The organism is Streptomyces sp. DvalAA-43 (genome assembly GCF_900091725.1).
GTDB classification, from domain to species: domain Bacteria; phylum Actinomycetota; class Actinomycetes; order Streptomycetales; family Streptomycetaceae; genus Streptomyces; species Streptomyces pulveraceus.
The window spans coordinates 119,606-145,701 of sequence record NZ_FMBW01000095.1; the positions used below are offsets into that span (position 1 = coordinate 119,606).

Annotated in this window: 21 protein-coding genes; 5 read left to right on the top strand and 16 right to left on the bottom strand. The window is 70.5% G+C overall.

The window, feature by feature from the left end; genetic code table 11:
* Window positions 1-143: 143 nt before the first annotated feature.
* Together GA0115234_RS40395 and GA0115234_RS40400 are read right to left on the bottom strand one after the other, a co-directional pair.
* Window positions 144-953, bottom strand: coding sequence for an aminoglycoside N(3)-acetyltransferase (locus GA0115234_RS40395; protein ID WP_093551778.1), 810 nt, complete (start codon window positions 951-953; stop codon window positions 144-146).
* A 64-nt stretch (window positions 954-1,017) separates the two neighbouring features.
* Complete coding sequence (locus GA0115234_RS40400; protein ID WP_093551780.1) at window positions 1,018-1,539, bottom strand: CGNR zinc finger domain-containing protein; 522 nt, start codon at window positions 1,537-1,539, stop codon at window positions 1,018-1,020.
* 26 nt (window positions 1,540-1,565) lie between these two features.
* Here GA0115234_RS40400 and GA0115234_RS40405 point away from each other — a divergent pair, with 26 nt between their 5' ends.
* Window positions 1,566-2,057 carry a GNAT family N-acetyltransferase gene (locus GA0115234_RS40405; RefSeq protein WP_093551782.1) on the top strand — a complete coding sequence of 164 codons (492 nt, stop codon included), beginning with the start codon at window positions 1,566-1,568 and terminating at the stop codon, window positions 2,055-2,057.
* A 43-nt stretch (window positions 2,058-2,100) separates the two neighbouring features.
* On the opposite strand, the gene GA0115234_RS40410 is transcribed toward GA0115234_RS40405, so the two are convergent.
* Window positions 2,101-2,658 (bottom strand): GNAT family N-acetyltransferase, encoded by a 558-nt coding sequence (locus GA0115234_RS40410; protein ID WP_093551784.1) that lies wholly within the window; start codon window positions 2,656-2,658, stop codon window positions 2,101-2,103.
* 159 nt (window positions 2,659-2,817) lie between these two features.
* On the opposite strand from GA0115234_RS40410, the gene GA0115234_RS40415 reads away from it, so the two are divergent.
* Window positions 2,818-3,273: a GNAT family N-acetyltransferase gene (locus GA0115234_RS40415; protein WP_343335975.1), complete on the top strand. Its 456-nt coding sequence runs from the start codon at window positions 2,818-2,820 to the stop codon at window positions 3,271-3,273.
* 531 nt (window positions 3,274-3,804) lie between these two features.
* Here GA0115234_RS40415 and GA0115234_RS40425 read toward each other — a convergent pair.
* The 8 genes from GA0115234_RS40425 to GA0115234_RS40460 all read right to left on the bottom strand — a co-directional run bounded on the left by GA0115234_RS40425 (window position 3,805) and on the right by GA0115234_RS40460 (window position 15,427).
* Window positions 3,805-6,600, bottom strand: coding sequence for a DUF5682 family protein (locus tag GA0115234_RS40425; RefSeq protein WP_093551790.1), 2,796 nt, complete (start codon window positions 6,598-6,600; stop codon window positions 3,805-3,807).
* Window positions 6,597-7,709 carry an ATP-binding protein gene (locus GA0115234_RS40430; protein ID WP_093551792.1) on the bottom strand — a complete coding sequence of 371 codons (1,113 nt, stop codon included), beginning with the start codon at window positions 7,707-7,709 and terminating at the stop codon, window positions 6,597-6,599. The genes GA0115234_RS40425 and GA0115234_RS40430 overlap by 4 nt, the downstream gene beginning before the upstream one ends.
* Before the next feature lie 82 nt (window positions 7,710-7,791).
* Window positions 7,792-9,234, bottom strand: coding sequence for a vWA domain-containing protein (locus GA0115234_RS40435; RefSeq protein WP_093551793.1), 1,443 nt, complete (start codon window positions 9,232-9,234; stop codon window positions 7,792-7,794).
* Window positions 9,231-10,649 (bottom strand): hypothetical protein, encoded by a 1,419-nt coding sequence (locus GA0115234_RS40440; RefSeq protein ID WP_093551795.1) that lies wholly within the window; start codon window positions 10,647-10,649, stop codon window positions 9,231-9,233. Before GA0115234_RS40440 ends, GA0115234_RS40435 begins: the two co-directional genes overlap by 4 nt.
* A complete protein-coding gene (locus GA0115234_RS40445) occupies window positions 10,619-11,122 on the bottom strand; it encodes a hypothetical protein (RefSeq protein ID WP_093551797.1) in 504 nt (167 codons plus the stop codon). Before GA0115234_RS40445 ends, GA0115234_RS40440 begins: the two co-directional genes overlap by 31 nt.
* Window positions 11,123-11,326: 204 nt before the next feature.
* Window positions 11,327-11,602, bottom strand: coding sequence for a hypothetical protein (locus GA0115234_RS40450; RefSeq protein ID WP_093551799.1), 276 nt, complete (start codon window positions 11,600-11,602; stop codon window positions 11,327-11,329).
* 317 nt (window positions 11,603-11,919) lie between these two features.
* Entirely contained in the window at window positions 11,920-12,699 is a 780-nt protein-coding gene (locus GA0115234_RS40455) for a S1 family peptidase (protein ID WP_093551801.1), read from the bottom strand.
* 199 nt (window positions 12,700-12,898) lie between these two features.
* Window positions 12,899-15,427, bottom strand: coding sequence for an ATP-dependent Clp protease ATP-binding subunit (locus GA0115234_RS40460; RefSeq protein WP_093551803.1), 2,529 nt, complete (start codon window positions 15,425-15,427; stop codon window positions 12,899-12,901).
* Window positions 15,428-15,850: 423 nt separating this feature from the next.
* Here GA0115234_RS40460 and GA0115234_RS40465 point away from each other — a divergent pair, with 423 nt between their 5' ends.
* Window positions 15,851-16,621 (top strand): hypothetical protein, encoded by a 771-nt coding sequence (locus GA0115234_RS40465; protein WP_093552023.1) that lies wholly within the window; start codon window positions 15,851-15,853, stop codon window positions 16,619-16,621.
* A gap of 40 nt (window positions 16,622-16,661) precedes the next feature.
* On the opposite strand, the gene GA0115234_RS40470 is transcribed toward GA0115234_RS40465, so the two are convergent.
* Complete coding sequence (locus tag GA0115234_RS40470; protein ID WP_176729410.1) at window positions 16,662-17,321, bottom strand: HAD family hydrolase; 660 nt, start codon at window positions 17,319-17,321, stop codon at window positions 16,662-16,664.
* Window positions 17,322-17,686: 365 nt separating this feature from the next.
* On the opposite strand from GA0115234_RS40470, the gene GA0115234_RS40475 reads away from it, so the two are divergent.
* Window positions 17,687-18,421 (top strand): hypothetical protein, encoded by a 735-nt coding sequence (locus GA0115234_RS40475; RefSeq protein ID WP_093551806.1) that lies wholly within the window; start codon window positions 17,687-17,689, stop codon window positions 18,419-18,421.
* A 116-nt stretch (window positions 18,422-18,537) separates the two neighbouring features.
* On the opposite strand, the gene GA0115234_RS40480 is transcribed toward GA0115234_RS40475, so the two are convergent.
* From GA0115234_RS40480 to GA0115234_RS40495, 4 genes are all read right to left on the bottom strand, one after another.
* Window positions 18,538-22,743: an alpha-L-fucosidase gene (locus tag GA0115234_RS40480; RefSeq protein WP_161275756.1), complete on the bottom strand. Its 4,206-nt coding sequence runs from the start codon at window positions 22,741-22,743 to the stop codon at window positions 18,538-18,540.
* 350 nt (window positions 22,744-23,093) lie between these two features.
* Window positions 23,094-23,609: a lytic polysaccharide monooxygenase auxiliary activity family 9 protein gene (locus GA0115234_RS40485; RefSeq protein ID WP_093551810.1), complete on the bottom strand. Its 516-nt coding sequence runs from the start codon at window positions 23,607-23,609 to the stop codon at window positions 23,094-23,096.
* Between the two features lie 310 nt (window positions 23,610-23,919).
* Window positions 23,920-24,435 carry a DinB family protein gene (locus GA0115234_RS40490; RefSeq protein ID WP_093551812.1) on the bottom strand — a complete coding sequence of 172 codons (516 nt, stop codon included), beginning with the start codon at window positions 24,433-24,435 and terminating at the stop codon, window positions 23,920-23,922.
* 115 nt (window positions 24,436-24,550) lie between these two features.
* The gene (locus GA0115234_RS40495; RefSeq protein ID WP_093551814.1) at window positions 24,551-25,288 is read right to left on the bottom strand and encodes a tyrosine-protein phosphatase; all 738 of its coding nucleotides are present in this window, start codon (window positions 25,286-25,288) and stop codon (window positions 24,551-24,553) included.
* Between the two features lie 104 nt (window positions 25,289-25,392).
* Here GA0115234_RS40495 and GA0115234_RS40500 point away from each other — a divergent pair, with 104 nt between their 5' ends.
* A complete protein-coding gene (locus GA0115234_RS40500; RefSeq protein ID WP_256088938.1) occupies window positions 25,393-26,067 on the top strand; it encodes a YoaK family protein in 675 nt (224 codons plus the stop codon).
* Window positions 26,068-26,096 lie beyond the last annotated feature (29 nt).

Below are 26,096 nucleotides of genomic sequence, written 5' to 3' on the forward strand. Positions count from 1 at the left end.
CGTGATCCAACCGTGTACCCCGGGCCGCTCCCCCGCACCTCAGCGCGCCGCCTCCCGCGCCCGATCCCGCGCCGGGACCGGCCGAGGCGCCCTCCACCAGCGACGGAGGGTCTTGAGGACGCCCGCAAGCGGGGCTGTCGCGGTCAGTTCGTGCCGGTGCGCGGCCGGTGCTCGGGCAGCCAGCCCTCGGCGTAGGAGACGGCGTCGGACAGGTCGAACAGCCGGGCCTCCGCACCACCCACCGTGCCCCGCACCACCGGCCGTTCCCGCTCGAAGGCCGCGCCCAGGTCGTCGAAGCGGTCCGAGGTGATCGAGGTGTCGCGCACCGTTGCCCATCGACGGCCCTGCGGAGTCATGACAGCGAAGGAGTTGTCCACCTGCGGCGAGGGAACCCGGTACTCGGCCAGATGGAACGCCGTGCAGGAGTCGAAGCCGGCGCCCAGCAGCAGAACCCGTGCGCCGCCCTCCTCCAGCCGGGCCAGCGGACTGTGCTCGCCGAGCCGGCAGTCGAGTGCGTGGCCGTCCACGATCGCGGCGGCGCGCGGGCCCACGGCCGCGAAGGAGGTCTGCGGGTGACAACTACGGGCGGCGCCCGGCCAGTTGCGAACGGTTTCCGGAATGACACCGACGCCGACAGCGGGAGTGGTCCGCGCGTCGAAGGCCGGGGTAGAGGTACGGATGTCCGCCCACCACGCCTCGGGCACGGGCGGGTTCTCCCAATACGCCGGATCCGAATTGACACTGGAGTGGGTCGGCACCACCAGGGTCCCTCCCTCGCCGAGAACGTCCAGCAGGGCCATGACGACCACGCCGGGGCCGCCGCAGACCCAGCCGAGCGAACTCAGCGACGAGTGCAGCAACAGGGTCTCACCGGGGCCAAGGCCCAGGGTACGGAAGTCGGAGGCGAGCGAATCGCGGGTACACATAGGGCCGGGAGCGAGCTTGGTAGACATGATCAGCCAGTCTCCAGGCACCGAGGCACCCGGGCCACCGAATTTCGCCGCACCCCCGGAACGGTCACGGTGCGGCTCGTGCCCGGTGGCGGCGTACCGCGTCGCGGTTGGCACACCGAGGGGAGCAGTAGCGCTGCCGCCCCGTGCGGGAGGTGTCGGCGAAGATCGTGGTGCACTCGGTCACGGCGCACCGCCGCAGCCGGTGCATGCCCCGTCCCGCCAGATGCAGTGCGGTACCGACGGAGATCAGCGCGGACAGCAGGGAGCCGAGGGACTGCCCGTCGTCGCGGTAGTGCAGGTGCCAGCCGTCTCCGGCGTGGTCGGTCAGTCTCGGGCACGCGGCGGCCGCCGCCAGCATCCGGTTGAGCAGCTCGGCGCGCTCGTGCTCGCCGTCGGCATCGACGGCCTTCTCCCACGCGTCCAGTACGTCCTGGGTGCGGTCGAGGTCCTGCGGCGTGACCGGGAGGTCCACCACCAGGCCGGCGGCACGGCACCGCTCAGCGAGCTCCTCGGCGCTCGCCGGGCGCCGATTGGCCAGGTCCGCGGCCAGGTCGACGACATCCTGGCCGTAAGGGTTGAGGTGCATAAGGTCATTACACCAGTCTGATCGGCATGACATCACGCACAGGAGACAACGTCGGTGTACGGCAGGCGGTGGAGGACGACATCGCGGAGCTCGTACGCCTGCGGGCGCTGCTGTTCGAGAACCTCGGCGGCGACTTCTTCAACCCCGCCTCGGGGGGCGACGACTGGCTGGACGAGCTGGCCGTGGTTCTGAAGGACCAGTTGGCCACCGAGGCCGTACACATCCTGGTCGTGGACGGTGAATCCGGCCTCGCCGCCTGTGGCATCGGCACGGTCGAACAACGGCTGCCCGGCCCCCATCTGCGCAATGGGCGGATCGGGCAGGTGATCGGAGTGGTGACCGATCCGGCGTACCGGCGGCTCGGTCACAGCCGCTCGGTCATGCGGGGCCTGCTCGACTGGTTCCGGGCGAGCGGCGTCGCCCGGGTCGACCTCTACGCCTCCTCCGGGGGTGAACCGCTCTACCGCGAGCTCGGCTTCACCGACCACCCCGATCCATCGCTGTACTGGCGCCCGTGACCCGGACTCTCCGGATTCGGCGGTACGGCCCCGGGCGGCGCTCTCAGAGTTCGCCCGGCGGGTGCAGTCGGGCGAACTCATCGGCGAGCATGCCCACCATCACGAGGTCGTGGTGGCGTCCGGCGAAGTACACATGGTCACGGAGGCGGCCCTCCTCGACGAATCCGAGTCGCCGGTGAAGCGCCAGCGACGCCTCGTTGTGCGCGAGGATCCGTGCCTGGCACTTGTGGAACCGCCGCTCGGCGAACATGAAGCGCAGCAACAGCAGTACGGCCTCCGACGCGTAGCCGTTGCGCCGGTGATCGGCGCCGATCGTGATGCCGTACTCGAACCAGCCCGACCGCGGGTCCGCGTGGGACGCGCCCACCGCCCCGACGGCTTCCCCCGTGTCGGCGGCTTCGATCACCAACCGGAAGCAGTCCCCTTCGGACTCTGCGGTGGCCTGTTCCTGTGCCCAGGCACGATGGCCCGCTGCGGAACGGGGCGGGTTGAGCAGGTCGCCCAACCGCTCCTCGTCCTCGGCGAATCGCATGAACGCGGTCCAGTCATCGGGTTCGATCCCGCGCAGACGTATCCGCTTTCCCCTCCAGAACGATGTCATCCCGGCATCGAATCACGCGGCGCGATACGGCGTCCAGGCTTTCCCGATGATCTCCAGGATGGCCCCTGAACAGGCACTTCGAGACGGAGCCACCGGCCCGCGGGGACTGCCGGTCAGCGCACCCGCAGTGCTTGTCGGCAGAGCTTGCGGGCACGGCTTGTGGGTAGGGTCACGCCCATGAGTGTCGAGGTGGAGGTCGTCCGCGGGGCGACCGACGAAGTGGTCGAAGTGGTCTCTCGCCTTCTGCCCCAGCTTTCGAGGACGGCGGGTACGCCCGACCGGGAGTCGGTGGCCCGGTTGTTGGGCAGCGACGCCACCACCCTGCTGCTGGCCAGGGTCGAGGGCCGCGCGGTCGGCATGCTGACCCTGATCATGTTTCCGCTGCCCTCGGGTGCGCGGGGCCGCATCGAGGATGTCGTGGTCGACGAGGCGGCCCGGGGTCACGGTGTGGGAGCGGCGTTGACGGAGGAGGCGCTGCGCCTGGCCGGGGCGGCCGGGGTCCGGACGGTCGATCTCACCTCGCGGCCGTCCCGTCGGGCGGCGAATCGGCTGTACGAGCGCCTGGGCTTCCAGGCCCGGGATTCCACGGTCTACCGGTTCGTGGTGCAGCCGTAGCCGACCCCCGTGAGTGGGTTGGCCGACGGGATGGACGCGGTGGGCCGGTCCTCGATCCCGACACCGCGATCGCGGGTGCCGCACGGCCGGTCGCCGGGCTCGTCCGGGGGCGGCGTGCGTCGGTCCCGGCCCCGGGAGAATCCAAGGTCTCCCTGGGCCGGGACCGCGACGAGCATGGGCGCTCCGATGTCCCGGGCGCGGCCGTGCAGGGGGGCGACGCGCTCGTCCTCGGTGTGCTCGGAGGCCGGGATCCCCCACTCCCCCGCCGGAGTGCGAGATCCATCATGCGGGCGGGGTGGCGCGGGCGACGTCGGTCGCTCTCGTCCGCCCCGTGCATGACGGCACCGGCGAGGCCTGGCTGCGTCTCGGTGGGATGTCCGCTTCGGAGCTCTGCACGGTGGGTGCCGTCATCCACCCGGTCCGGTGCGGCGACGAGGTGCACTGAGCCGACGCATCCCGGTCGGCTCAGCGCACGCTCGTGGTCCGGTCGCCGCCGCCGGATCCGCCGTACGGGGACCTGTCCCGCCGAGGTCACGCGCCGGCCAGCAGCGCCTCCAGCGCGACCGCCGTATCGGGGTGGCGACCGGTCAGTGCCACCCCCGCCGGGCCGGAATCCGCCGTCTCCCACGTCCCCTCGCAGCCCAGCAGGCTCGCCACCGCGTCGCACGTCGCCGGATGCGCGGCGAGCAGTGCGCATCCGCGGCCGCCTTCCGCGGGGCGTGCCGGACGCACGGCTTCCGGCTGGGCCCGCCACGGTGGCACCCACGTGTCCAGCGCCGCGAGCCGGCCGGGAAAGGTCCGTCCGGCCTCACGGATCAGCAGGGGGGCCAGCTCCGAACCGCCCGAGCGCAGCGTGGTGATCAGGGTCGGCAGCCACGGGAGGAGCACCGGGTCGGGCAGTCGGCCGAATGCGTTCGACACGGCCTCCACCACGAAGTCGGTGAGACCCGGGACGGGATCCAGCGCGTGCACGAAGCCGCTGAGGTAGCGCGGATAGGCGGGCACCACCAAGGGGTTGCCGAGCAGTTCGTCGCATCTGTTCCGGAGGTCCGCGCGGGAGAGACGCCCGAGATGCACCTGGGCCGCCCACAGCAGCGCCGTCTTCGACGGCTCCTCAGGATGCGACTGGACCACCGCCAGTTCCAGCTGGGTCCGGTCGCACCCGAGTGAGAGCGCGAGGCTTTCCATGCTGAACAGGAAGCCCAGCATGGCCGCCACTTGGCGGACGGTGGCGTCGTCGTCGGTGAAGGCCGTCGGCAGCAAGGTGCAGTAGTGGGCGTATCCGGTCTTGACGAAGGACTCGATCCAGGGCGGCAGCACCGCCTCACTGGTGCGGTAGTACGCCAGCAGCCTCCGCACGCGACGCAGTACCTCCGGTGCGCCGTCGACGCTGCGTTCGGCCGACAGCACCTCCAGGGCGTGCGTGCCCAGCTCGTCGGCGAGGCGGCGGCTGCGCAGGTACAGCGTCGCGTCCTCGACGGCCTCCAGGACGGATGCCGCGGTGGCCCGCCGGTCGTATGCCAGACGGCGGAGGCGCTGTTCCAGCACCTGCTCGATGCTGACGCCCTCGTAACCCAGCTCGATCAGCGCTCGCTGGTAGGTGCCGAGAGCGAGGTCCCACGACTCCTGGATCGACCGCTCCCCCAGCTTCCGTTCGCCCATGATCGGGCGGGCCGCCCCCTGTGGCATCAGGTAGCGCAGCATCCACAACACGTCGGAGCACCGCTCCAGCTCCGGCTGGGAGGCGATGTCCAGCAACGCCCGTCGCACCCCGGACTGCTGGAGCTTCAGGCCCAGGGGCGCGAGGCGGTCGTGCACGTCGCGGGCCAGCGGCGGCAGCGCGTCGTAGCCGACCTGGCCGACCCGGTCGCCGCCCATCATGATTTCCACGAGGCGCCGCACATCGCGCCGGCCGGGCACGGTGTCCTTCTCGATGCAGGTGACGGCCGCGTCCTGGAAGTCGTACGGCGTGGGCCTGGTCCGGTCGCGCATCCCGGCCAGCAGGATCGACGTCTCGAACACCGCGATGGCGTCGGCGGTGGAGGCGAGGTAGCCGTTGCGGCGGGCGGCGCGCACGATCTCCACCGACCAGCCGAGCAGTTCGGCCTCGTCCAGCCGGTCCAGGGCGGGGGTCTGCCGCAGAAAACCGGTCAGCTTGTCCGAAGGTGGGAGAGCCGGTACGGCCTCCGCCGCGGCCACGGCCTTCTTGGCCCTCGACTTCTTCGCACCCGCCTGTCCCACCAGCCGGAACGGCTCCACGCGGGTGCGTCTGAGGTTCTTCGCCCATACCGTGGCGGCGATCGACACCGAACCCGCGGCGAGGCCGAACTGTGCCTCGATCGCCGCATGGCTGGACGGAATCAGGCCGTGCTGCCACGTGGTGGCCGTGGGCGGGCTGACCTCGAAGGTGTCCGTGCCATGGACGCCGAACTCCGCGACGCGGCTCGCCGCGTGGAAGGCGCCGCAGACGTAGAGGCAGTCGGCGGGATCGGCGTCGGCCGCGGCCAGGTGTTCGCGCATCCTGGTCCACATGTAGCGTTCGCGGTCCTCGTCCACGCGGACCCGGTGGGGGTCGCCGGGTGCGAGTCGCCGGAAGAGGCTTCCGATCAGGAGCATGACCTGGCGATAGGTGTCGTGGTCGCTGTCGCCGAGCGGCAGCTCGACGTACTGGTGCCACCATTCCGACCAGTGCCGCACCTTTCCGTGGCGCAGCAGGTACTCCTCCAGTTCGGCGAAGCGCGGTCGCAGGTCGCCGATCTCCACACCGACCGCGTCGCCGTGCAGCGCGGCCTCCTCCTCCGCCGGAGGTGCCGCCGGGTCGGCCGGCTCGGCGGACTCCGTTCCGCGCGCGTCCCACTGGAAGACATGGTCCGAGGAGCGGTCGACGAGGACCAGCTCGACGCCCGGCGTGTCCAGTGCGTAGGCGATCGCCTGGTACTCGGCGGAGGCTTCGGTGATCGGTGCGACCACCGACAGCGGGGACCACTCGGCCGGGAAGCCGTCGACCTCGGTCGCGAAGGACTGGACCGCCACCGGGAGCTTGCAGTTGCGCAGTTCGGTCAGGAGCGGTGCCATGTCCTCGCACAGCTCCAGGTACACGACCTTGGGCTGCTTCTCCCGCAGGCGGCGGGCCATCGCGATCGCCGAGGCGGGCGAGTGATGGCAGACGGGGAAGATCTCGAGCGGCTCGCGGACCGCGCGGTCGACGTCGTCGACGATGCCGAGGAGGATGCCCTCCAGGGCGTCGGGCCCGTCGGCGAAGGTCGCGGCGGCCTCCTGCAGCTGGGCACGCAGCCCCTGGAAGGTGCCCTCGTGCGTGCCGCTCATGACAGGGTGGCGATCGCGTCGCGGCCGCCCTCCAGGAACTCCGGCCAGGATCCGCCCTCTTCCTTGCTGCGCGGCTCGACGACGCCGTGCAGGTACTTGTTGAGGATGGCCAGGTCCTCGGGCTCGCGCCGGGCGAGGGACCCGACGAGCGAGGAGGCCAGTGTCCGGGCGGTCAGGGCGCGCTCGCCGAAGAAGTTGCTGTGGAGCACCGCGTCCTCCAGTACACCGATCTGCTCCGCGGTGGACAGCGCGGACTCCAGCTTCTCGTCGTCGCTGCCGGCCGCGGCCGCCGAAGCACGCAGGTCGGCGAAGCTCTGCAGCAGTACGTCGAGGAGCGTCGGCGGCACCTCCAGTTCGATCTGGTGTCGGCGCAGCAGTTCCTCGGTGCGGAAGCGGACGATCTCCACCTCGCTCTTCTTGTTCGTCACCACCGGGATGCGGACGAAGTTGAAGCGGCGCTTGAGCGCCGAGGACAGATCGTTGACGCCCCGGTCGCGGCTGTTCGCGGTGGCGATGATCGAGAAGCCGGGCTTGGCGAAGACGATGCCCTCGCTGTCCAGTTCGGGAACCGAGATGTACTTCTCGGACAGGATCGAGATCAGGGCGTCCTGCACATCGCTGGTGGAGCGGGTGAGTTCCTCGAAGCGGCCGATGGCGCCGGATTCCATCGCGGTCATGATCGGCGAGGGGATCATCGACTCCCGCGACTGGCCCTTGGCGATGACCATCGACACGTTCCAGGAGTACTTGATGTGGTCCTCGGTGGTGCCGGCCGTGCCCTGCACCACCAGCGTGGAGTTGCGGCAGATCGCGGCGGACAGCAGCTCGGCCAGCCAGCTCTTGCCCGTGCCGGGGTCGCCTATGAGCAGCAGGCCTCGGTCGGAGGCGAGCGTGACGATGGACCGTTCGACGAAGCTGCGGTCGCCGTACCACTTCTGCGAGATCTCCCGGTCCAGGCCGTCCGACCGCTCGGAACCCAGGATGAACAGGCGGACCATCTTCGGGGACAGCCGCCAGGAGAAGGGCTTGGGGCCGTCGTCGATGGACTCCAGCCACTCCAGTTCCTCGGCGTACTTGATCTCGGCGGGGGCGCGCAACAGGTCGGACATGACAGGGCCTTTCTGAGCGTATGGGCGTGAGGCGTCCAGGGTCTTCCGTTCGGATCGGTGCGGCATGATCCGAAGGAGAGCCCTAGGCGAGGAAGGTCTTGAGCTCGTGGACGAGCTTGCGGATGTGGCCGGAGAGCACCGGCGTGCCGAGGTCCTTGAAGCGTTCGCGGAACCACGGGTTGACACTGCCGCGGCCGGAGCTGGTGACCGAGCCGACCGGGATGAACTTGGCTCCCGAGCGGTGAATGGCGACCATGCTCTCGAACAGCGGCTCGGTCTGCCATTCGTAGAAGTCGGAGATCCACACCACGACGGTGTTGCGGGGTTCGGCGATCTTCGGCTGGGCCAGTGCCATGGCCACCGTGCCGTCGGTGCCGCCACCGAGATTGGTCCGCAGCAGGGTCTCGAAGGGGTCGTGCACCCACGGCGTGAGGTCGAGGGCCTGTGTGTCGTACGCGATGAGGTGGACGTCCACCTTCGGCAGCCCGGCGAAGATCGAGGCCAGGATGGTGCAGTTCACCATCGAGTCGACCATCGAGCCCGACTGGTCCACGACGACGATCAGCCGCTGGGGTGTCGTCCTGCGGACCGTGTGCCGGTAGTAGAGGCGGTCCACGTACAGCCGCTCCTCCTCCGGACTCCAGTTGGTGAGGTTCTTCCAGATCGTGCGGTCGAGGTCGAGGTTGCGGAACACCCGCTTGGGCGGGACGGAGCGGTCCAGAGCACCGACCGTGGCCTTCTCGACCTGAGTGCGCAGCACTTCGGCGACCTCGTCGACGAAGCGGCGGATCAGGTCCTTGGCATTGGCCAGGGCCACGCCCGAGAGGTTGTTCTTGTCCCTGAGCAGTTGTTCGATCAGTGACATGCTCGGGGTCAGCTGTGCGGCGAGCCCGGGATCGGCCAGCACCTCGCGCAGCTGCATCCGTTTGACGAGGTCGGCCTCGATGGCGCCGAGTTCCGGGCCGATCGCCGGGATCAGTCGGCCGAGGTCGGGGGCGGTTCCGCGGCCGCCGGTGCCGGTAGGGCTGACGCCCGGCCCCGCGGAGCGGCCCCCGGCCCGGCCGCCGCGCAGCTCGCCGGGCCTGCAGCCGAGCGCGCGCTCCAGCCAGCCCGCGCCGGACTGCCAGCGCGCCAGCTGTCCGGCGGTGACCGTGCCCGAGCCGGAGGCGAAGACGTTGAGCAGCACCTTCGACACCAGCGCCGCCCGTCGTACCTCGGCGGCCCGGTCGCGTGCCTCGTCGCTGTCGGGGTCGGGTGCCATCAGACCGTCGAACTCGGCGGCCAGCGCGGGGTGGCGCTGCACGATCGAGTCCACGGAGGCCTGTGGGTCCAGCAGCGCGGAGGGCAGGCCGATGTCCTCGACGACGGCGAGGCTCGCGGATTCCAGGGTGCTTTGTTCCTCCGGGTCGAAGAGCCGGGCGAGGAGACGCCAGTACAACACCTGACGGCGGCTCTCCAAGGGGTCCGTCTCCGGGGTCCGGGGGGTCGTGTTCCCGGCGGTTCGCTCTGTCGTGTGCTCTGTCATTTCCGCAGCAGCCTTCCCGCACGCTCCCGCAGAACGGCCACGGCGTCGGTGGCGGCCTTCTCCGCCTTGACACCGGCCTTGTCGGTCGTGCCCCCGGCCCATCCCCCGGCGTGGATCGCGACGGCCTTCTTCCGTACGGTCGTCTCGACGGCCAGGGGCTGGACGCGGTACGTCCCGGCGTCCCAGCGGAGCAGTCCGATGCACGCGCCGGATGCCGCGACGGCCTCGGGGGTGAGCGGGCCGGCGGTCGGAATGCGGTCGGTGTCGACGGTCAGTGGGGCCCCGGCGAGGGTGAACGTCAGTGTGCCGTCGTCCTCCTGGGCGGCGTAGCCCTCCAGGAACACGGGGACGGCGATGCGCGCGGGGTGCCGGTCCAGGGGCGCGGTCGCGGCGTCGGTGGCGGTGGGCAGGGCGACTCGGGCGGTGGCGAAGGCGTCGGCGGGCTCTCCCCGGTGTGCGTGCTCGTCGCTCCAGACGAGGTCGCCCTCGGCGGTGACCGGCATGTCCGTGAGGTCCATGGAGCGGCCTTCACCGACGGCCGCCAGAAGCGACATGTGCGGGCGGAGCAGCTGCCAGAGGCCCGCTCCGACGACCGTGTCGGGCTTGGGCACCGCCACCCCGGCACGCACCAGTCGCGGCGTGGAGCCGTCCGCGGGCTCGAACACCGCGTGGACCTGGGCCTGTACTGCGGTCGCGTGTTCATGGACGTCGACGCCGAGGGGCAGGAGGCGGCCGGTGGCCGTACCGGTCACCGGCACATCGGCGGCACCGGGCAGCGTCAGCAGCAGTGCGCGTGACCACAGGTCGGCCCAGCGGCGGGCCGGGATCCGCTCCAGGGACGCACCGGGGCAGGAGGCGGCCAGCTCGGCGGCGAAGCCGTCGAGGAGCGTCGCCGACCGGCGCAGTGCGGGGTCCGGGAGCATCGCGGAGACGACGGGCGCGGCCCCGGAGACCATTTCGTGGTCGATGCCCTGCCACCCTGAGCGTGCCAGGTCGGACAGCCAGGAGCGGGCGGCTGCGAGGAGGTTGACCGGCTGCTGTCCGGTGGGCGGCGGGACGGTCTCCGCGCTGCGGGACCGGCCGGTCACCTCCTCGACGCGGGTCATCAGTGCGTCGTGGGCGGAGCCGAGGAGCGCGGTGCGGGCTGCGGCGAGGGCGATGAAGTGGTCCTCGCCCGCGGCTCCGCCCGCAGCCTTCTCGGCCGCTTCGGCGACCCTGGCGGCGAGCGGGGTGCCGGCGACCGCGTGGGCGAGTCCGGTCAGGCCGGCGGTCTGGGCGGGCTGCGGACGGAGCAGTCCGGCGACGAGCACCCGGTCGAAGGCGTCGACGGCCGTCAGGGCCTCGTCGAGCCCGGTGATGGTCTCCGCGAGCAGGTCGGCGCGCATCATGCCACCGCCCTGGTCGGCGGGAACCACTGCATCTCCGGCAACGGTGTGGTGGCCGGCGTGAGTTCGAGGTAGGCGAGGTGGCGCAGGAACCGGCTGAAGACGGGCGCGGCGGCCTTGGTGTCCCCCTGTTGTGGACGTGTACCGCTCATGTCGGTGGCGATGGTCTGCGCGCTCGGCTCCCCGTCCGCCGTCTCGACCCTCAGGTAGCGGGCGACGCGCTCGGCGCCGTACTGCAGCACCGCCTCGTTGACCAGGGCCCGGATGTGATTGCAGAACGACCCGCGGGCGCCGCCGCAGGGCCGGTTGTTATTGGTGCTGCAGGCGAACGTGTAGCTCCCGGCGGCCACCGAAGACACATAGACCCGCCCGATGTCAGAGCCGCTGGACACCACACCCTGCAGGCGTCCGTCGGCCAGCTCGACGAACGGGACCTTGGCCAGCTTGCGCGCTCGTGCGGGTGTTGTCACCCGTGCCGTGCTCGACCTCTCCCAGTCTGACAACGCACCACTCCCATGTTCACCAGGGCGACTTCCGCGCCACAACGGCAGGACACGGCCGAACATACCTACGACCACTGACAACGCCCGGTCGTGGACGTACGACGGTCCTGCGGCAGGCCGCACATGGAGGTGTGGAGTTCGGCGCCCGGACGGTATTCCCGGGGCACGACGCGCGGTGCGATCGCGCCGTGCCCCGGGCGGCCGTCAGAGGGCGCGGGCCGCTCCCCGGGCGGCCATGACCTCTCCGCCCGAGGGCAGCGGGTAGAACGGGATGGCGACGAGGTCGTACTGAGGGCACGGGGTCGTGAAGCACTGCTTCGGCGAGGGCACACAGAATTGTCCGGCAGGCGCCACGACGGCGGAACAGGGGCTCGCCTGTGGGACGGAGGAACGTTCGCCGGCGAGCGCCTGGCTCGCCATGGTGAGGGGCAGGGCTGTGAGGGCGACCGCCGTGGCGGTACGCAGCAGGTTCTGGATCACAAGCAGCAGGGATAGCCGCGCTCCGAGGCGGCGTCGCGCCGCCGGAGGGTCAACCACTCGTTCGGGTAGCGAAGTTCACCACCGGAACGCATTTCCTGTTTTACGAGAAGAGAGTGTGCCGCGGCCGGACCCGGGGGCCGTGATGAGCCCGGCGGTGATGCCGAGCACGGCGAATACGTTGCGCATGCGGTTCATTCAGAGGTGCCCTCGGGCGCTGAAGACCGTTCACGGCAACCGACGACGAGTAATCGCCCGTTCATCCTCAGTACCCACGCCGGGCCGCCCGGATCCGGCCATCCTGCCGACTCGTCAGCGGGTCACACGGCCGGGAGGCCGAGCCCTGCGGCGATCGCGCTGACCCGGGTGAAGACGGAGACCGGGTACTGGTCGTCGCAGTACTTGTTGCCCGTGGAGACCACGCCGATCACCTTTCCGCCGGCGACCAGCGGGCCCCCGGAATCACCGCGGCAGACGCTGTCGTGGGTCCCCTTGGCCGCTGTCCCGCAGACCTTCAGCGCGGCGGACTCGCCCGGCTCGGTGAAGGGCGCACACCCCTTGAGCGGCGCCAGGGTCAAGGTGGCCGACTTCAGCCGTCTCCCGAGGGTGTCGGTGGCGGTCATCCCCCAGCCCACGGTCTTCGCGGCCTTCCCGGTGGTGTAGAGAGCCGAGTCCTTCGGACCCGCGGGCTTGATCGGTGTGTACGGCATCGGCTTGGCGAGGGTGATCACCGCCGCGTCGTACGTGAGCGTGGCCACGGCGAACTTCGGGTGGACCTTGACCGAAGCCACGTGCCGGACCGTCCCCTTGGTACTGCTCAGGTCGGTGCGGCCGCCGATGACCAGCAGGTCGCGGGGCTCGGCGGCGTCCTTGACACAGTGTGCGGCGGTGAGCACCTTGGTGGGCGCCACCAGAGTGCCGCCGCAGAACTGCGCACCGTCCGGTGTCTCGATGAGCATCGCGTACGGATGGTCCACCACGGTGGTGTTCTGCCCGCCGTGGATGGCGGCGGCCGGTGTCGCGGTGGCCGCGAGCCCGGCCGCGGCGAGCACGGAAGCGGCCAGTGCGGCGGCCGCGGTACGCCTGTTGAACGAGAACATGTGATCCCCCCGGGGCACTTTGCGCGGCCGGTCACCGCGCGTCATGTGGAGGAGGATGTGGAGACGGGAGCGGGGGTTCCATGATCGTCGGATTCGGTCGCGCCGGTCCGTCGCGGTACGGCCGCCGTACCGCAGAACAGGGCTTGCCGCGCAGTTCCGTGAACTGCGCGGCAAGCCCTGTGGTTCGGCCCGGCGGGGCCTATTCGGCTGCCGCCTTCTCGGTCTCGGCCGCCGCCTCGGCAGAGGTCTCCGGGCGGCTGACCGAGCAGACCAGGGAGTTGTCCTGGACGTCGGCGACGATGGTGTCGCCCGGCTCCGCCTCGCCGCTCAGCAGCAGGGAGGCGATCCGGTTGTCGAGTTCGGTCTGGATCGTGCGGCGCAGCGGGCGGGCGCCGAACTCCGGCTGGTGGCCGTGGGCGACCAGGAGCTTCTTCGCCGCCTCGGTGACCTCCAGCTCCATGTCCTGGGCCCGTACACGGCGTCTGCTGCCGTCCAGCAGGAGGTCGACGATGTGGCCGAGGTCGTCCTTGTCGAGGCCGTGGAAGATGATCGTCTCGTCGACGCGGTTGAGGAACTCCGGAGGGAAGTGTCCCCGCAGGTCGCCCATGAGGTCGTCGCGGATCTCGGAGACATCGCCCTTGTGGGCGAGAATGCGGTGGGCGCCGATGTTGGACGTCATGATGACGACGGTGTGCCGGAAGTCCACCGTTCGCCCCTGCGCGTCGGTCAGGCGTCCGTCGTCGAGGACCTGCAGCAGTGTGTTGAAGACATCGGGGTGGGCCTTCTCCACCTCGTCGAAGAGGAGCACGCTGTACGGCTGGCGGCGTACCTTCTCCGTGAGCTGGCCGGCCTCCTCGTGGCCGACGTATCCGGGCGGTGCGCCGACTAGCCGCGAGACGGTGTGCTTCTCCTGGAACTCGCTCATGTCGAAGCGGGCCATGCGGTTCTCGTCGCCGAACAGCAACTCGGCCAGGGCCTTGGCGAGTTCGGTCTTGCCCACGCCGGTGGGCCCGAGGAAGAGGAAGGAACCGACGGGGCGGTTGGGGTCGCCCATTCCGGCCCGGTTGCGGCGCACCGCCTGCGCGATCGCGGTGACCGCCTCGTCCTGGCCGACCACCCGGGAGTGCAGGGCGTCCTCCAGCTTGAGGAGCTTCTCCTTCTCGCTGGCGGTGAGCTGCGTGACCGGGATGCCGGTGCGCCGGGAGACGACGTCGGCGATGTCGGCGGTGGTGACGTCCATGACGCCCTCACGGCGTTCCTCGATGCCCGCGAGTTCGGCCTCGGTCTCCGCGATCCGTGTCTTCAGTCCGGATGCCTTCTCGAAGTGCTCGGACGCGACCGCCTCGTCCTTCTCCCGCTTCAGCTTGGCGAGCCGGTCCTCGCGGGAGATGACTTCGGTGGACCTGCCGAGCGACCGCAGCCGGACCCTGGCGCCTGCCTGGTCCACGAGGTCGATGGCCTTGTCCGGCAGGAAGCGGTCGCTGATGTAGCGATCGGACAGCTCGGCGGCCGCCACCAGGGCGTCGTCGGCGAAGCGGACCTGGTGGTGGGCCTCGTAGGAGTCGCGCAGACCTTCCAGGATCTGGATGGTCTCCTCGACCGTCGGCTCGGGCACCATGACGGGCTGGAACCGGCGTTCCAGGGCGGCGTCCTTCTCGATGTGCTTGCGGTACTCGTCGATGGTCGTCGCTCCGACGACATGCAGCTCGCCGCGCGCCAGTGCGGGTTTGAGCATGTTGCCCGCGTCCATGGCGCCTTCGCCGGACGCCCCGGCACCGACCACCGTGTGCAGCTCGTCGATGAAGAGGATCGTCGAGTCGGCCGCGGCGCTGACCTCCTCGATGACGTTCTTGAGCCGTTCCTCGAACTGGCCGCGGTACTGGGAGCCCGCCACCAGGCCGGAGAGGTCCAGGGCGATCACCCGCTTGTCCTTCAGGGTGCGGGGGACGTCGCCGGCCACGATGCGCTGGGCGATGCCCTCCACGATGGCGGTCTTGCCGACACCGGGTTCACCGATCAGCACGGGGTTGTTCTTGGAGCGCCGTGAGAGGACCTCCACGGTCTGCTCGATCTCCTCGGCCCGGCCGACCACGGGGTCGAGTTTCCCGGCCTTGGCCTCCTCGGTCAGGTCGCGTCCGTACTGATCGAGTGTGGGGGTGTCGCTGGTGCCGCCCGCCGGGGTGCCGTCGGCCCGTGCCGCGTTCTCCGCCTCGCGCCGCAGCTTGCCGGTGTCCGTGCCGTACGCGGTGAGCAGCTTGGCCGCACCGGACTCCATGGTGTCCAGCAGCGCGCCGAGGATGTGCTCGGGCCCGATGTAGGAGACCCCGGCCGCCTGGGAACGCTCGTAGGCCTGGAGCAGTACGCGTTTGGCGGCGGGCGTCAGGCTCGGCTCCGCGGACGGGGTGGCGCTCTCCCCCGGCAGGGCTTCGGCGATCCGTTTGCCCAGCTCGTCGGGGTCCGCCCCGGCCTGTTGGAGCAGTGTGCGCGCCGGGTCCACCTGGGTGGCGGCCCAGAGCAGATGCTCGGTGTCCAGGTCCCGGCTGCCGTCGTCGGTCGCGCGCGTGGTCGCCCGGCCTATCAGCTCACGGGCCGATTCGGTCAGCAGCCGCCCGATGGGGACCCGCTGGACCTGTGGCGGTGAGGACGCCGGGGACATCCCGAAGAACCGGTTGAGCAGTTCGGAGAAAGGATCCGGGCCGCCGAAGGAGCCGAAGGAGGACATGCTCATGGTCACCGTCCAGTGAGTGCGGGTGGGGGCGCGCGAAGGGTGCCCGGCCGGGATCGCCCCGCTCCGGACACGGACGTGGGGTGCCCGGGGCTCACGGTTCGTCGAGCTCGTCCCGTGGCCCCCTATGGGCAGGTGATTTCACTAGACCAACGCCTACCCCGGCACGCAACGGCGCGGAGGCTCGCCCCTCGCCCCCCGATCTGCGCGCACCACGGCGTCACGGACGTCCTGGCCCGCTGACCGGCCCGCCGCGGATACGCCGATCGGGTGATGCGGGGGCCGGCCGCCCGTCGCGATCGGCGCGTGCGTACTGCTGTCGGCGGGCGTCACACGGCATGGGGAGCTAGGTCCGCGCCACAGGGGGTGGCGGTCTCGGCCGGTGGCCGGCTCGCCGACCGCCCGGATCCCGCCAAGACTTGGGCCATGAGCGACAAGGAGAGGTCGGAGGACCTCAAGGGCGGCCCCGGCCACATCGTGCTGCTGGCGGTCGTCTTCGCCGTGCCCGTTCTCAAGCTGGCCTGGACGCTGGGCGGCGGAGGCGAGGCGAGCGAGGCACTCGTCGCCATGGAGCCGTCCAACTGGCCCGATGTCCTGATCGGGATGCTTCTCAACAACGCGCTGCTCGCCTCGGTGCTCGCGGTCGTGGTCTCGCGCACGTCGTACGCGTACTTCGCCGCCAAGGGCGGAGCCCGGGTGCACGCGGACACCCCCATCACCCACCTACTGGTGCAGGCCGTCATCGTCCCGCTCACCTTCGCCCTGGTGGTCGGGGCCTTCCACGGGCTGTGGTGGGGCGTCGCGGTGGCCCTGGTCTCGTACGCGCTGCGTCTCGGCGTGATCGTCGAGTACCGCACCGGGCGTCGCGAGCGCAGCAGCGGCAGGCGTACCGGCACCTCGCCCTCCGGCTGGCTCGAACACGCCGCGGACACCGCGGGGGTGGCCGCCCTGCTGCTGGCCGGGGCGGTGCTCCCCGTGATCGCGCTGATCGGGGCGGTGGACGGCCGTTCCTGGACCAGCGTCGTCGAATGCGACGTCAACACCGGGCGGGGCGAGGAACGCGCCCGTCTCGTGGAGCTGGGGCGTCAGGGCAACGGTGTCGTCGGCTGGGACATCGAGGGGGACGAGGTCGTCAACGGCCTCAACTGCGGGGTCTCCGAGGACGACGCGGTACGCGTGCCGTTGTGGCGCTCCTGAACTGCCGGGTCCGTCCGCGACCCAGGAGTCCGTCCGCGCCTCAGTGGGTGACGGCCGCCAGCAGCGCCGGCAGTTCGCGCATGTCGTCGAAGACGGTGGTGCGTGGCCCTTCGAGCCGTGCGGCCGGTGTGAGCCCGCCGCAGTAGCCGAAGGCCCGCATCCCGGCGGCACGGGCCGCCTGGACTCCGTACGCACTGTCCTCGATCACCGCGCAGCGCCCGGGGTCCACACCCATGGAACGGGCGGCGTGGAGGAAGAGGTCGGGAGCGGGCTTGCCGGTCGCGACGTCCTCGGCGCTGAAGACGTTCCCAGCGAAGTGATCGGTCAGCGCGGTGATCTCCAGATTGCGTCTGATGCCGTCGTGATCGCCGTTCGACGCGACACAGACGGGGGCGGTGAGCCCGTTCAGAGCCTCCACTATGCCGTCGACGGCGGTCAGTTCGGCGTCGAAGGCCGTCCGGTACAGGTGCTCGTACTTCCGCTGCCAGCCCTTCTCCAGGCGTCGGCCGAGCCGTTGCTCCACGGCCGCCGTGTAGACCTCGTCGGACGAGCCCACGAACCGCTCGATGATCTCGGACTCGGTGAACGGGCATCCCAGTTCAGCCATGATCATCGCGTCCACTCTGACGCATATCCGCTCGCTGTCGACGAGAACGCCGTCGCAGTCGAAGATCACCAGTTCGACAGGGCTTCGAGTCATGGGCGGCAGCCTAGCCGCCGCGCCCACGACGGATCTCCCGCGTCCGCTTCGACGAATCACGCCGCGGGGAGACAAAATGCCTGTTGAGCGCCCCGAAAGGTCGGCGGTGGCATACATTTTCGGACATGCGGAAGGGATTCCGCCGCTTTCCGGCAGCCGCATGTTCACGCCTCCGCGCCGGGTGAACGCGACATATCCGTGGTGTGTACGCCGCCCTTCCGGGCATCTCCCGCTGGCGCACCGTCATGAATGGACTGGTTGCCGCCATCGGCTTCAGCGCGTTCTATTTCCGGATTTCTACCTGCTTGTCAGTGACATACGCCACGCTGGTCGCATACCGCCCAACACCGGCTTGGAGGCCAGTAGTGGACGCCCAGGATCTCGCGCAGCTCGAAGACAAAGAGTTCGAGCAGATGCTCACCTCGAACATCCACCCGCCCACGCGCGACGCCAGAACGTGGGCGGCAATCATCCACCCCGACAATCTGCCGCGAGCCCGGAAGATCCTCACCCATGTCCACGAACGGACCGCGAGCGTCCTGCGCCGCCGCAAGACCGAGCGCGAGGAGTTCCGCATCGAGTGCTTCGCCCGGGGCGAGGCCGGCAAGCGCGAATGGTTCGCCACCCGGGCCGATTTCGAGTCGCTGCGCCGCCGCACCGCGAACTTCCACCAGCGCGTGCAGCGGGCCATCACCGAACTGGGCCAGGAACAGCGGAATGTGAACCGGGCACAGAGCCACAACGCCGGGCAGCAGAGCCGCGAGACCCTTCGCGAGCTGGCTGTCGCCGTCCAGCGCCACCAGGCGGTGCACGCCCGCAACGGCGGCTGCGCCGAGCAGGTGGACCACGAGCTGTGGCAGCACCTCGACCGGCTGACCGTGCCGACCGGCCCCGGCCAGCACCCGACGACACTGCGCACGATGCTCAGCATCTACTGGACGGACACGCATCCGCTCGATGACGATTCCGGGCTACGGACCCGCACCGAGCAGGTCACCCGCAGCGCTCCCGCGGCCCATCCAGGTGTTCCGCAGGCCCGGCGCGCCGACAACTTGGCAGATCGCACCACGTGCGTACGCCCCTTGGATCCGCCCGGGTGAGCCGGCCGATTCCCCGGAGCATGCCACCGCGCCGGACGGTGCCGGGCGGAACGTCGGTCGTCCGTTCCGCCCGGCACCGGGAGACTGCCCGGGGCGCTGCGCCGGGAAGCTCCGGGTCAGGAAGCCTTGTACAGACCCAGTTTCGCCACGTGCGGGTTGGCGCGGGCGCCGAGGACGCGCAGCCGGACCTTGGCCGCGGTGACTGGCGCGCTCAGGTACTCGATGCGCTTGTACCCGATGGTGCCCGCCTGCACGGCGGTCTTCCATGCGGTGCCGTCCCAGATGTCCACGGCGAAGGACTCGACACGCTGCCCGCGGGTGATGTCCTCCTGGAGCACGACCCGGTCGAAGGTGACCGGCTGCGGGCACTCCAGGACCGTCTCCCCCGAGTGCGCGTCGTCCGCCGGACTCCACGCGGAGGTCAGCTCTTCGTCCGTCAGCGGGGAGCCGCCGGACGGCGCCAGCAGGTTGGTGCCGTAGGTGGCGCGTACGGTCTGTCCGAAGGACGCCAGCGCGGCGGTGTCCGGATCGCTGATCCGTCCGGCCCGGTTGGGCGGCACGTTCAGCAGCAGGACGGAATTGCGGCCGACCGAGGTGCGGTAGAGGTCGAGCAGTTTGGCGGGCGTCTTCACCTGACTGTCCTGGGAGCCGTGCCAGAACCAGCCCGGCCGGATGGAGACGTCCGACTCCGCCGGGTACCAGGCGAGGTAGTCCGGGTGGTGGGCGGCGAGGACGTCCCGGGAGGCGAGGTCACCGCCCTCGGGCGGCACCACCATGTCGTCGTCGCGGTTGCGGGACGCGGGGTCGCCCTTGAACGGGATGACGCTCCATTCGTCGTCGCGGCCCGAGGCCGTCTCGGTGCCGACCCAGCGGATGTCGGGGCCGTTGATCGCGACATTGGCCTGCGGGGCGATCTTCCCGATCAGGTCGTACCAGTCCGTGGTCTGGTAGGGCTGGTCGTACTGCCCGGCCCACGGGTTGGCGCCGTCGAGCCAGACCTCGTCGATCCGGCCGTACTGGGTGAGCAGCTCGTACAGCTGGTTCATGAAGTACGCGTTGTAGTCGTCGGCCTGGTAGGTGTACGTGGTGGCCGGGGTGCGGTCGTCGCCGTCGACGAGCGTCGGGACGGTGACCGTCTTCTTGGCGCTGTTGTTGCCGAAGCGGCCCTTGCCCCGGTGTCCCGCGGCCGGGATCTCCGCGCCGTCGGCGGGCGAGAGATAGACGCCGACGCCGAGTCCGGCGGATCGGGCGGCCTTGACGAAGGCGCCGAAGACGTCGCCCTTCGGATTGGCGCCGTCCTGCCACCAGGGGCTGTTCCTGACCGAGTGGTCGCTGTAGCGGGAGGGGTACAGCAGGAATCCGTCGTGGTGCTTGACCGTGAGGATGACCTGTTTGAAACCGCCCGCCTTGAGGGAGGCCATCCACTGGTCCGGGTCGAGCCCGGTGGGGTTGTACACCGACTCGGCCTCGGTTCCGTCGCCCCACTCCTTGTCGGTGAAGGTGTTCATGCCGTAGTGCACGAACGCCGTGAGCTCCTTCTGTTGCCAGGCGAGCTGCTTGGCGTCGGGCACCACATGGGCGGCCTTCTCCACGATCCGGTCCGGCCGGTCGCAGGCGGCGACGGTGATGACGGACGACGGGGTGACCGGCCCGGAGGTGCCCGGGTCGGTGTCGCAGCCCGGCGGCAGCGGCGGGGTTCCGCCGCCGCAGCCGGATCCGGGGACGGTGAGCTGGAAGTCGTCCGGGGTGACGGTGCCGGTGTAGGTGGCGACGGCGACGCCGTCCAGGCTCCCGTGCAGGCCCCGGTTCCTGGTGCCCGCGTCGTTGCCGAAGGCGAGGACGCCCTTGGCCGCGTCGGCGGCGGCGACCTGGTTCACCAGAGCCGTGCCGGCCTGGCAGCCGTTGATGTACGCGGTGAGCCGGGCGACGCCGGGTCCGGTGGTGCCGGTCGTGGAGTAGGCGAGTGCCACATGCGTGTACGCGTCGGACGGCAGGTCGGGGCCGTCCTGCTGCTGTTCGTACCAGGGCGCTTCGGGGCCGTACATGCCGAACTGGGTGACGTTCTGGGAGCCGGACCTGTAGCGGTAGTAGCCGCCGCCGGCAAGGCTCAGGACGGTGTCGAAGTCCAGCTCGGCGCCGGCGGTCCGCCGGACCAGGGCCTCGCTGAGGATGTTCTTGGTGAGGTACTTGCCGTCGGTGACCGCTTCACGCGGGCTGTAGGTGATGCCCTGCCCACCGCCGCCGAGGGTCACGGCGCCGCCGTCGAGCTGCTCGCTGCCGGTCATCCGGCCGAGTGTGCCGTCGACGTTCTCCCCGGTCGAGGGTGTGTATCCGGTGGCGGTGGTGAAGGAGCCGCCGAAGCCGACCTTCACCTTGGAGGTGAGCGCGGCCCTGGGGCCCGACTCGGTCAGCTCCAGGTCGTCGCAGGACGCCTGGCCGGGCTTCTCCCGGTAGCAGTAGACGGTCGCGGTGGTGTTGTTCGCACCGGTGGTGAACTGCAGCGCGGTACGGGTCCAGGCGGTGGCGGAGACCTGGTTGTCCTTGCTGCCGCCGTACCCCTTGGCACCCAGGGCCGTGGGGGTTCCGTCGCTGCGGACCCAGCCGCTGAGTTCGTACACGGTGGCGGGCTCTAGGCCGGAGACGGTCTGCTCGGCGGTGGCGAAGTTCCCCGCGGGGGCGTTCAGCCGGAGAGCGCCGGATCCGGTGCGGGCGTCGGTGGACGCCGTCGCGTTGCGGGTGGACCAGTCTGCCAGGCCCTTCTCGAAGCCCCCGTTGGCCAGGGCCGCCGGGGCGGCCCCGACCGGATCGGGGGCGGCGCCGGTCACGCCGCGGCCCTGGTAGGCGCCGGTGTTCGGCGGGGCGGGGACGCGGTTGCCGTACAGGTCCCTGGCCACGTCACCGGCCACGGCCGTGCCGGCCCCGAGCGCCGGTGATCCGGTGTGCAGCCGCAGGCCGTCGGGCAGCGCGCCGGTGCGGTCGGTGAGCCGGGGGTCGGCGGTGGAGCCGCCCGGATCGGCGGGGGCGTCACGGACGTTGACGAGGGTGTTGTGCGACAGGGTGACACCGTTGCCCTTCAGGCCGAAGGAGGCCGTTCCCGCCCCCTCCTTGACGACGATGTTGTTGGTGAAGGCGAGGCCGTGCTTCTTCGTCGTGTTCTCGTTGACGACGGTCTGGCTGACTCCGTCGCCCACGTACACCGTGTTGTTGTGGGCCCGTACGCCGTCGAAGGACCCCGAGCAGGTCTCGATGCCCCGGTAGTGGTCGTTGCGGCTGACGTTGTAGCGGATGACCGCGTCGCCGAGCTTGCCGGTGGCGGTGCAGACGAGGAAGAAGCCGCCCGCGTTGTCGTGGCTGACGTTGTACTGGAAGACGGTGCCGAAGGTGCCCTCGTCGACGTCGTACGCCATGCCGTCGCGGGTGGTCTCGCCGCCGGACACCTCGTTGTACTGGAAGACGGTGTTGTCCGCGTTCCAGGGCCACATGCCCGCGTTGTAGCCGGCCGAACGGCGCTGGAAGCCGTCGAGCCGGTTGCGCTCGACGAGGGCGCCGTCGGTGGCCGTCATGACGATGCCGTCGCCGCCCAGGTCCTTGAGGGTGTTGCCGCGGACCACGACCCGTGTGGACGGCAGGAACGGGGGGCCATCGGGGTCGTAATCGCCGTGCACGGGACGGTTGTTCCAGGTGGAGGCGAAATAGACGCCCTCACGGTCCACGCCGGTGACGGTGTTCCCGGCGACCACGACGTCATCGAACTTCGTCGGCTTCTCCGTGCCCGTGACGGAGAAGAGAATGCCCGCCGATCCCGTGGTGCCCTTGGTGTCGTCGCCGCGGATGTCGTGGATGTCGAGGCCGGTCAGACGGTAGTGGGTGCCGGTGCCGAAATCCTCCAGCTGGACACGCACACCGCGCTTGTTGCGTCCCGGCGCACCCGAGTTGGTGATCTCCAGGCCGCTCGCCTCGACCCACTGGGTGTTCTTCAGCAGGAGCGTCTCGGCGTTGCCGCCGCCATCGATCACGGGCTTGGCGCCGGTACCGTACGCCCCGATCACCAGGGGTTTGCCAGGCCGGCCCGATCCGTTCGGGGCAAGGGTGCCGGTGCAGCGGGTGCCGCGCCTGAGCAGGATCCGCGAACCGGTCTTGAGCGCGAGGCCGTTGACCCGGTCCAGGCTCTGCCAGGGGAAGGCGGACGATCCGGTCTGGACGGACGCGTCCGCCGAGCAGTCGACGTACTGGGTCTCGCGGTTGCTCGTGCGGTTGCTGTCGGCGGCGGCCGACGGCACGGCGGCTGCGAGCAGGGACAGGACGGTGGCGGCGACGGCCACGGGGATCGGACGGTTACGTATGCGCCATCGATGCATTCGTTTCGACTCCCTCTGTGCACGCTCTGTGCAGTGCTGAGAGCACTATGGTGCGAAGTGAGGTCGTCGCGAAAGACTTTGATCGGATGTATTGCCCTTCTTGCAACATCGAGCAGAAGAGAGCAAGGGAAATGAGCGGCGTACGCACTGCATTTGGCCACGGATTATCAGGGCACCGGCATCAAGGATCGGATGATTCCCCCGGCGATATCTCCGGGCGCCACACATCGGGCGGGGCGCCGTGCCGGTGAAGGTGCGCCGGGGCCCGCACGAGTGGGTGAGGGCTCCGGCGCATCGCCGGCCGGACCGGAGGGTCAGCCGACGTTCACATCGATGCAGGCGTAGAAGGCGTTGGCGGTGTCCGCGATGTTCCACACCGCGAGGACCTTCTGCCTGCCCGTCAGGCTGCCGAAGTCGACCTGGTGGGTGACGGTGGCGCCGGGCTGCGCGCCGTTGTCGTTGAACTCGGCGATCTTCCGGCCGCCGGCGAAGTACTGCCAGGTGCTCGTGGCGTGCCGGGCGGTCAGCACCCACTGGAAGGAGGTGCTCCGGCTGATCGGGGTGACCTGCCACCCCTTGGAGTCGTCGTCGAGTTCGGCGAACCGGCTGTTGCCGCCGCTGCAACTGGTCAGCCCCTTGGGGCCTTCCACGCTCTGCGGCTCGTACTTGATCTCTCCGCAGCTCACGGTCCCGGCGGCGCACTGGGCCTGGCGGCTCGGCGGCGACGAGATGTATCCGTGCGCACTGGCGGAGCCGACCGGCAGGGTGAGCACCAGTACGGGTGCGAGTAAGGCACCGATGACTGCGGCCGTCTTCCTTTTCGCGTGCATGCTTCTCCTTCACATGAGGCGTCGCCGCACACGAGCGGGCTATGGGGGCCCGGCAGTGGCAGACCGGCCTCTCCAGTGTGGGGGCCAAGAAGTGCGAAGGGCACGGCAGGAACCGCTGCCGCGTACGCCCGGGACTGTCGGACGTCCGGCAAGGGCACTGCACTTGGACTGGACCATACCGATCGACGCGTCCACGTCAAGACGTGCGTCACTGCCGGACGCCGGGCACACCCGCCGGACACCGGGCGAGGGGGATCGGGACCAACCGCGCCCGCACGCCCGGCCGCGCCGGGCCCCGCTCAGCGGGGCATCACCAGCCCGTCACACCGTCGACGCGCTCGCGCACCAGGTCGGCGTGGCCGGTGTGGCGCGCGTACTCCGTGATCATGTGCAGGTGGATCATCCGCAGTGAGTGCTCCTCACCGCCGTGGACGAAGGTGTCGTCCAGCGAGGCGGAGGCGACGATCTCGTCCGCGAGCCGGCACTCCTCGACGAGGCGGGCATAGTCCTCGGCCGCGCGGGCCGGGTCCAGGTCCTCGAAGTCCGCGTCCTTGCCCTTCTCCGGGTCGTACATCGGATCGAAGGCCTGGCCGGCGAACCGCTCCCGGAACCAGACGCGTTCGACCTTCGCCATATGGCGGATCAGCCCCAGAAGGGTGAGGTTCGACGGCGGTACCGTCTGTTCGGCGAGCTGCTCCCCGGTCAGGCCCGCGCACTTGTGCAGCAGGGAGTCGCGGAACCATGCGAGGTACCCCGTGAGCATCTCCCGCTCGCCGGCCACGCAGGATCCGGGTGCGCGCTTCACCTCAGGTGCTGTCCATGTCATGGCATGATCATGCCTCGCCCGTGGGGAACCGGACAGGGTTTTTCACGGGGGCGGCCCGCGCTCGGCCCCGGGCCGGTCGGGTACCTCGGCCCGAGGCAGGGGCACCCGGCCGGACTCACCCGGCGGGTTCGAGGAGGTGGCCGCGCAGCGCCTCCACCACGTCCTCCCCCACACCGAGGAATTCGGTGGCGTAGGCGTGGACGGAGCCGTGCGCCGCGGCGAGGTCGGCCAGGAAGAACCGCATGATGTCGGCGGGCGCCCTGCCGTATCCGGGCCAGACCGGTCCCTGCCCGGGATGGTCCGCACGCCAGTCGGCCAGGAGCCGCTCGGTGGCGAGCTCGGTGAGGGCGAAATCGGCGACGATGTCGTCCTCGGCCACGCCGAGCAGGGACAGGACGAGTGCGGCGAGCAGCCCGGTCCGGTCCTTGCCGGAGGCGCAGTGGAAGACGACCGGGCCGCTGTCCTCGGCGGCGATCACCTCCAGGGCGCGCCGGAGCTCCACGGCCCCGTCGTGCGCGACCTCGGCGTACCGGTCGGCCAGGAAGCGCCCGGTCTGCACCTCCGGGCCCAGCGCGGCCTGGTCGTAGGGCCGGTGCTCGATGCCGAGGTGGTGGTAGCGCAGTCCCGGGGCCTCGGGCACTCGCCCCTTGGCGGCGATCTCCCAGTCGTACCGCAGGTCTATGACCGTGCCGATACCCAGGGCCAGGAAGCGGTCCCAGTCCTCGCCGCGCAGTTTGCCCAGCGAGTCGGACCGGTAGAGCCGCCCCCGGCGGACCGGTCGGCCGCCCACAGCCGGATAGCCTCCGACATCACGGAAGTTGTGCAGTCGCTCGAACTCCATATGCCTGTTCACGACGGGGGACTCTAAGCCAAGCGGTGGTACGGGACCGCCCGGCCCGGCACGCCGTACGGACCATGAGTGGCGTCCTCGGCGGGGGCGGGGCCGAGAATGCAGGCGTGTCCACTCGCGCGCGCCCCGCCGCCCCCGGCCCCGCCCCCGGGCTCGATCCACGGGGCGAATGGTCCCTGCTGCTCCTGTCGGCCGCCTCCGGAGCGGCCGACGCGTTCGCCTTCATCTGCGTCGGCCAGGTCTTCGCCGGAGTGATGACCGGAAACCTCGTGCTGCTCGGGATCTCCGCCACCGGGGGCGGAGAACACGGAGTGGCGCTGCGGGTGATCACCTCGCTGATCGCCTACGGCATCGGTGTCGGCTGCGGTGCGTGGATGACCGAACGGCTGCGGTGGTCACTGCCGGTGATACTACTGGCCGAGGTGGCCCTGCTGACGGCGGGAGCCGCGCTGTGGGCCCTGGACCCGACCACCTCCGGCGGAGGCCGGCTGGGGCTGCTGGTGCTGATCGCCGCGGCCATGGGCATCCAGGGCCGTATCCGCGCGACGCCCACCAACTACTTCACCGGCACGCTCACGGCCCTCGTCGGCCGGGCGGCTCTGCGGTCGTGGGAGCAGAGGGACCGCTGGGTGGCCGGCAGGCTGCTCGCGGTCGTGGTGGGGGCGGCCGTGACCGCGCTGGCCGTACGCCTCTGGCCGGGCGCGGCGGCCGCGGTCGCCGCACTGCCGACGGCGGGCGCACTGTTCGTCGAGACCTGGCGCCGACGGCCGTCCGTGGGCTGACCTCGGCAGAGACCGGGGCGGAGGAAAGC

What these genes read in the sequence shown, in the direction of transcription:
- GA0115234_RS40395 (WP_093551778.1), bottom strand. Translation starts at nt 953, where the DNA reads ATGTCTACCAAGCTCGCTCCCGGCCCTATGTGTACCCGCGATTCGCTC.
- GA0115234_RS40400 (WP_093551780.1), bottom strand. Translation starts at nt 1,539, where the DNA reads ATGCACCTCAACCCTTACGGCCAGGATGTCGTCGACCTGGCCGCGGAC.
- GA0115234_RS40405 (WP_093551782.1), top strand. Translation starts at nt 1,566, where the DNA reads ATGACATCACGCACAGGAGACAACGTCGGTGTACGGCAGGCGGTGGAG.
- GA0115234_RS40410 (WP_093551784.1), bottom strand. Translation starts at nt 2,658, where the DNA reads ATGACATCGTTCTGGAGGGGAAAGCGGATACGTCTGCGCGGGATCGAA.
- GA0115234_RS40425 (WP_093551790.1), bottom strand. Translation starts at nt 6,600, where the DNA reads ATGAGCGGCACGCACGAGGGCACCTTCCAGGGGCTGCGTGCCCAGCTG.
- GA0115234_RS40430 (WP_093551792.1), bottom strand. Translation starts at nt 7,709, where the DNA reads ATGTCCGACCTGTTGCGCGCCCCCGCCGAGATCAAGTACGCCGAGGAA.
- GA0115234_RS40435 (WP_093551793.1), bottom strand. Translation starts at nt 9,234, where the DNA reads ATGACAGAGCACACGACAGAGCGAACCGCCGGGAACACGACCCCCCGG.
- GA0115234_RS40455 (WP_093551801.1), bottom strand. Translation starts at nt 12,699, where the DNA reads ATGTTCTCGTTCAACAGGCGTACCGCGGCCGCCGCACTGGCCGCTTCC.
- GA0115234_RS40460 (WP_093551803.1), bottom strand. Translation starts at nt 15,427, where the DNA reads ATGAGCATGTCCTCCTTCGGCTCCTTCGGCGGCCCGGATCCTTTCTCC.
- GA0115234_RS40465 (WP_093552023.1), top strand. Translation starts at nt 15,851, where the DNA reads ATGAGCGACAAGGAGAGGTCGGAGGACCTCAAGGGCGGCCCCGGCCAC.
- GA0115234_RS40470 (WP_176729410.1), bottom strand. Translation starts at nt 17,321, where the DNA reads ATGACTCGAAGCCCTGTCGAACTGGTGATCTTCGACTGCGACGGCGTT.
- GA0115234_RS40485 (WP_093551810.1), bottom strand. Translation starts at nt 23,609, where the DNA reads ATGCACGCGAAAAGGAAGACGGCCGCAGTCATCGGTGCCTTACTCGCA.
- GA0115234_RS40490 (WP_093551812.1), bottom strand. Translation starts at nt 24,435, where the DNA reads ATGACATGGACAGCACCTGAGGTGAAGCGCGCACCCGGATCCTGCGTG.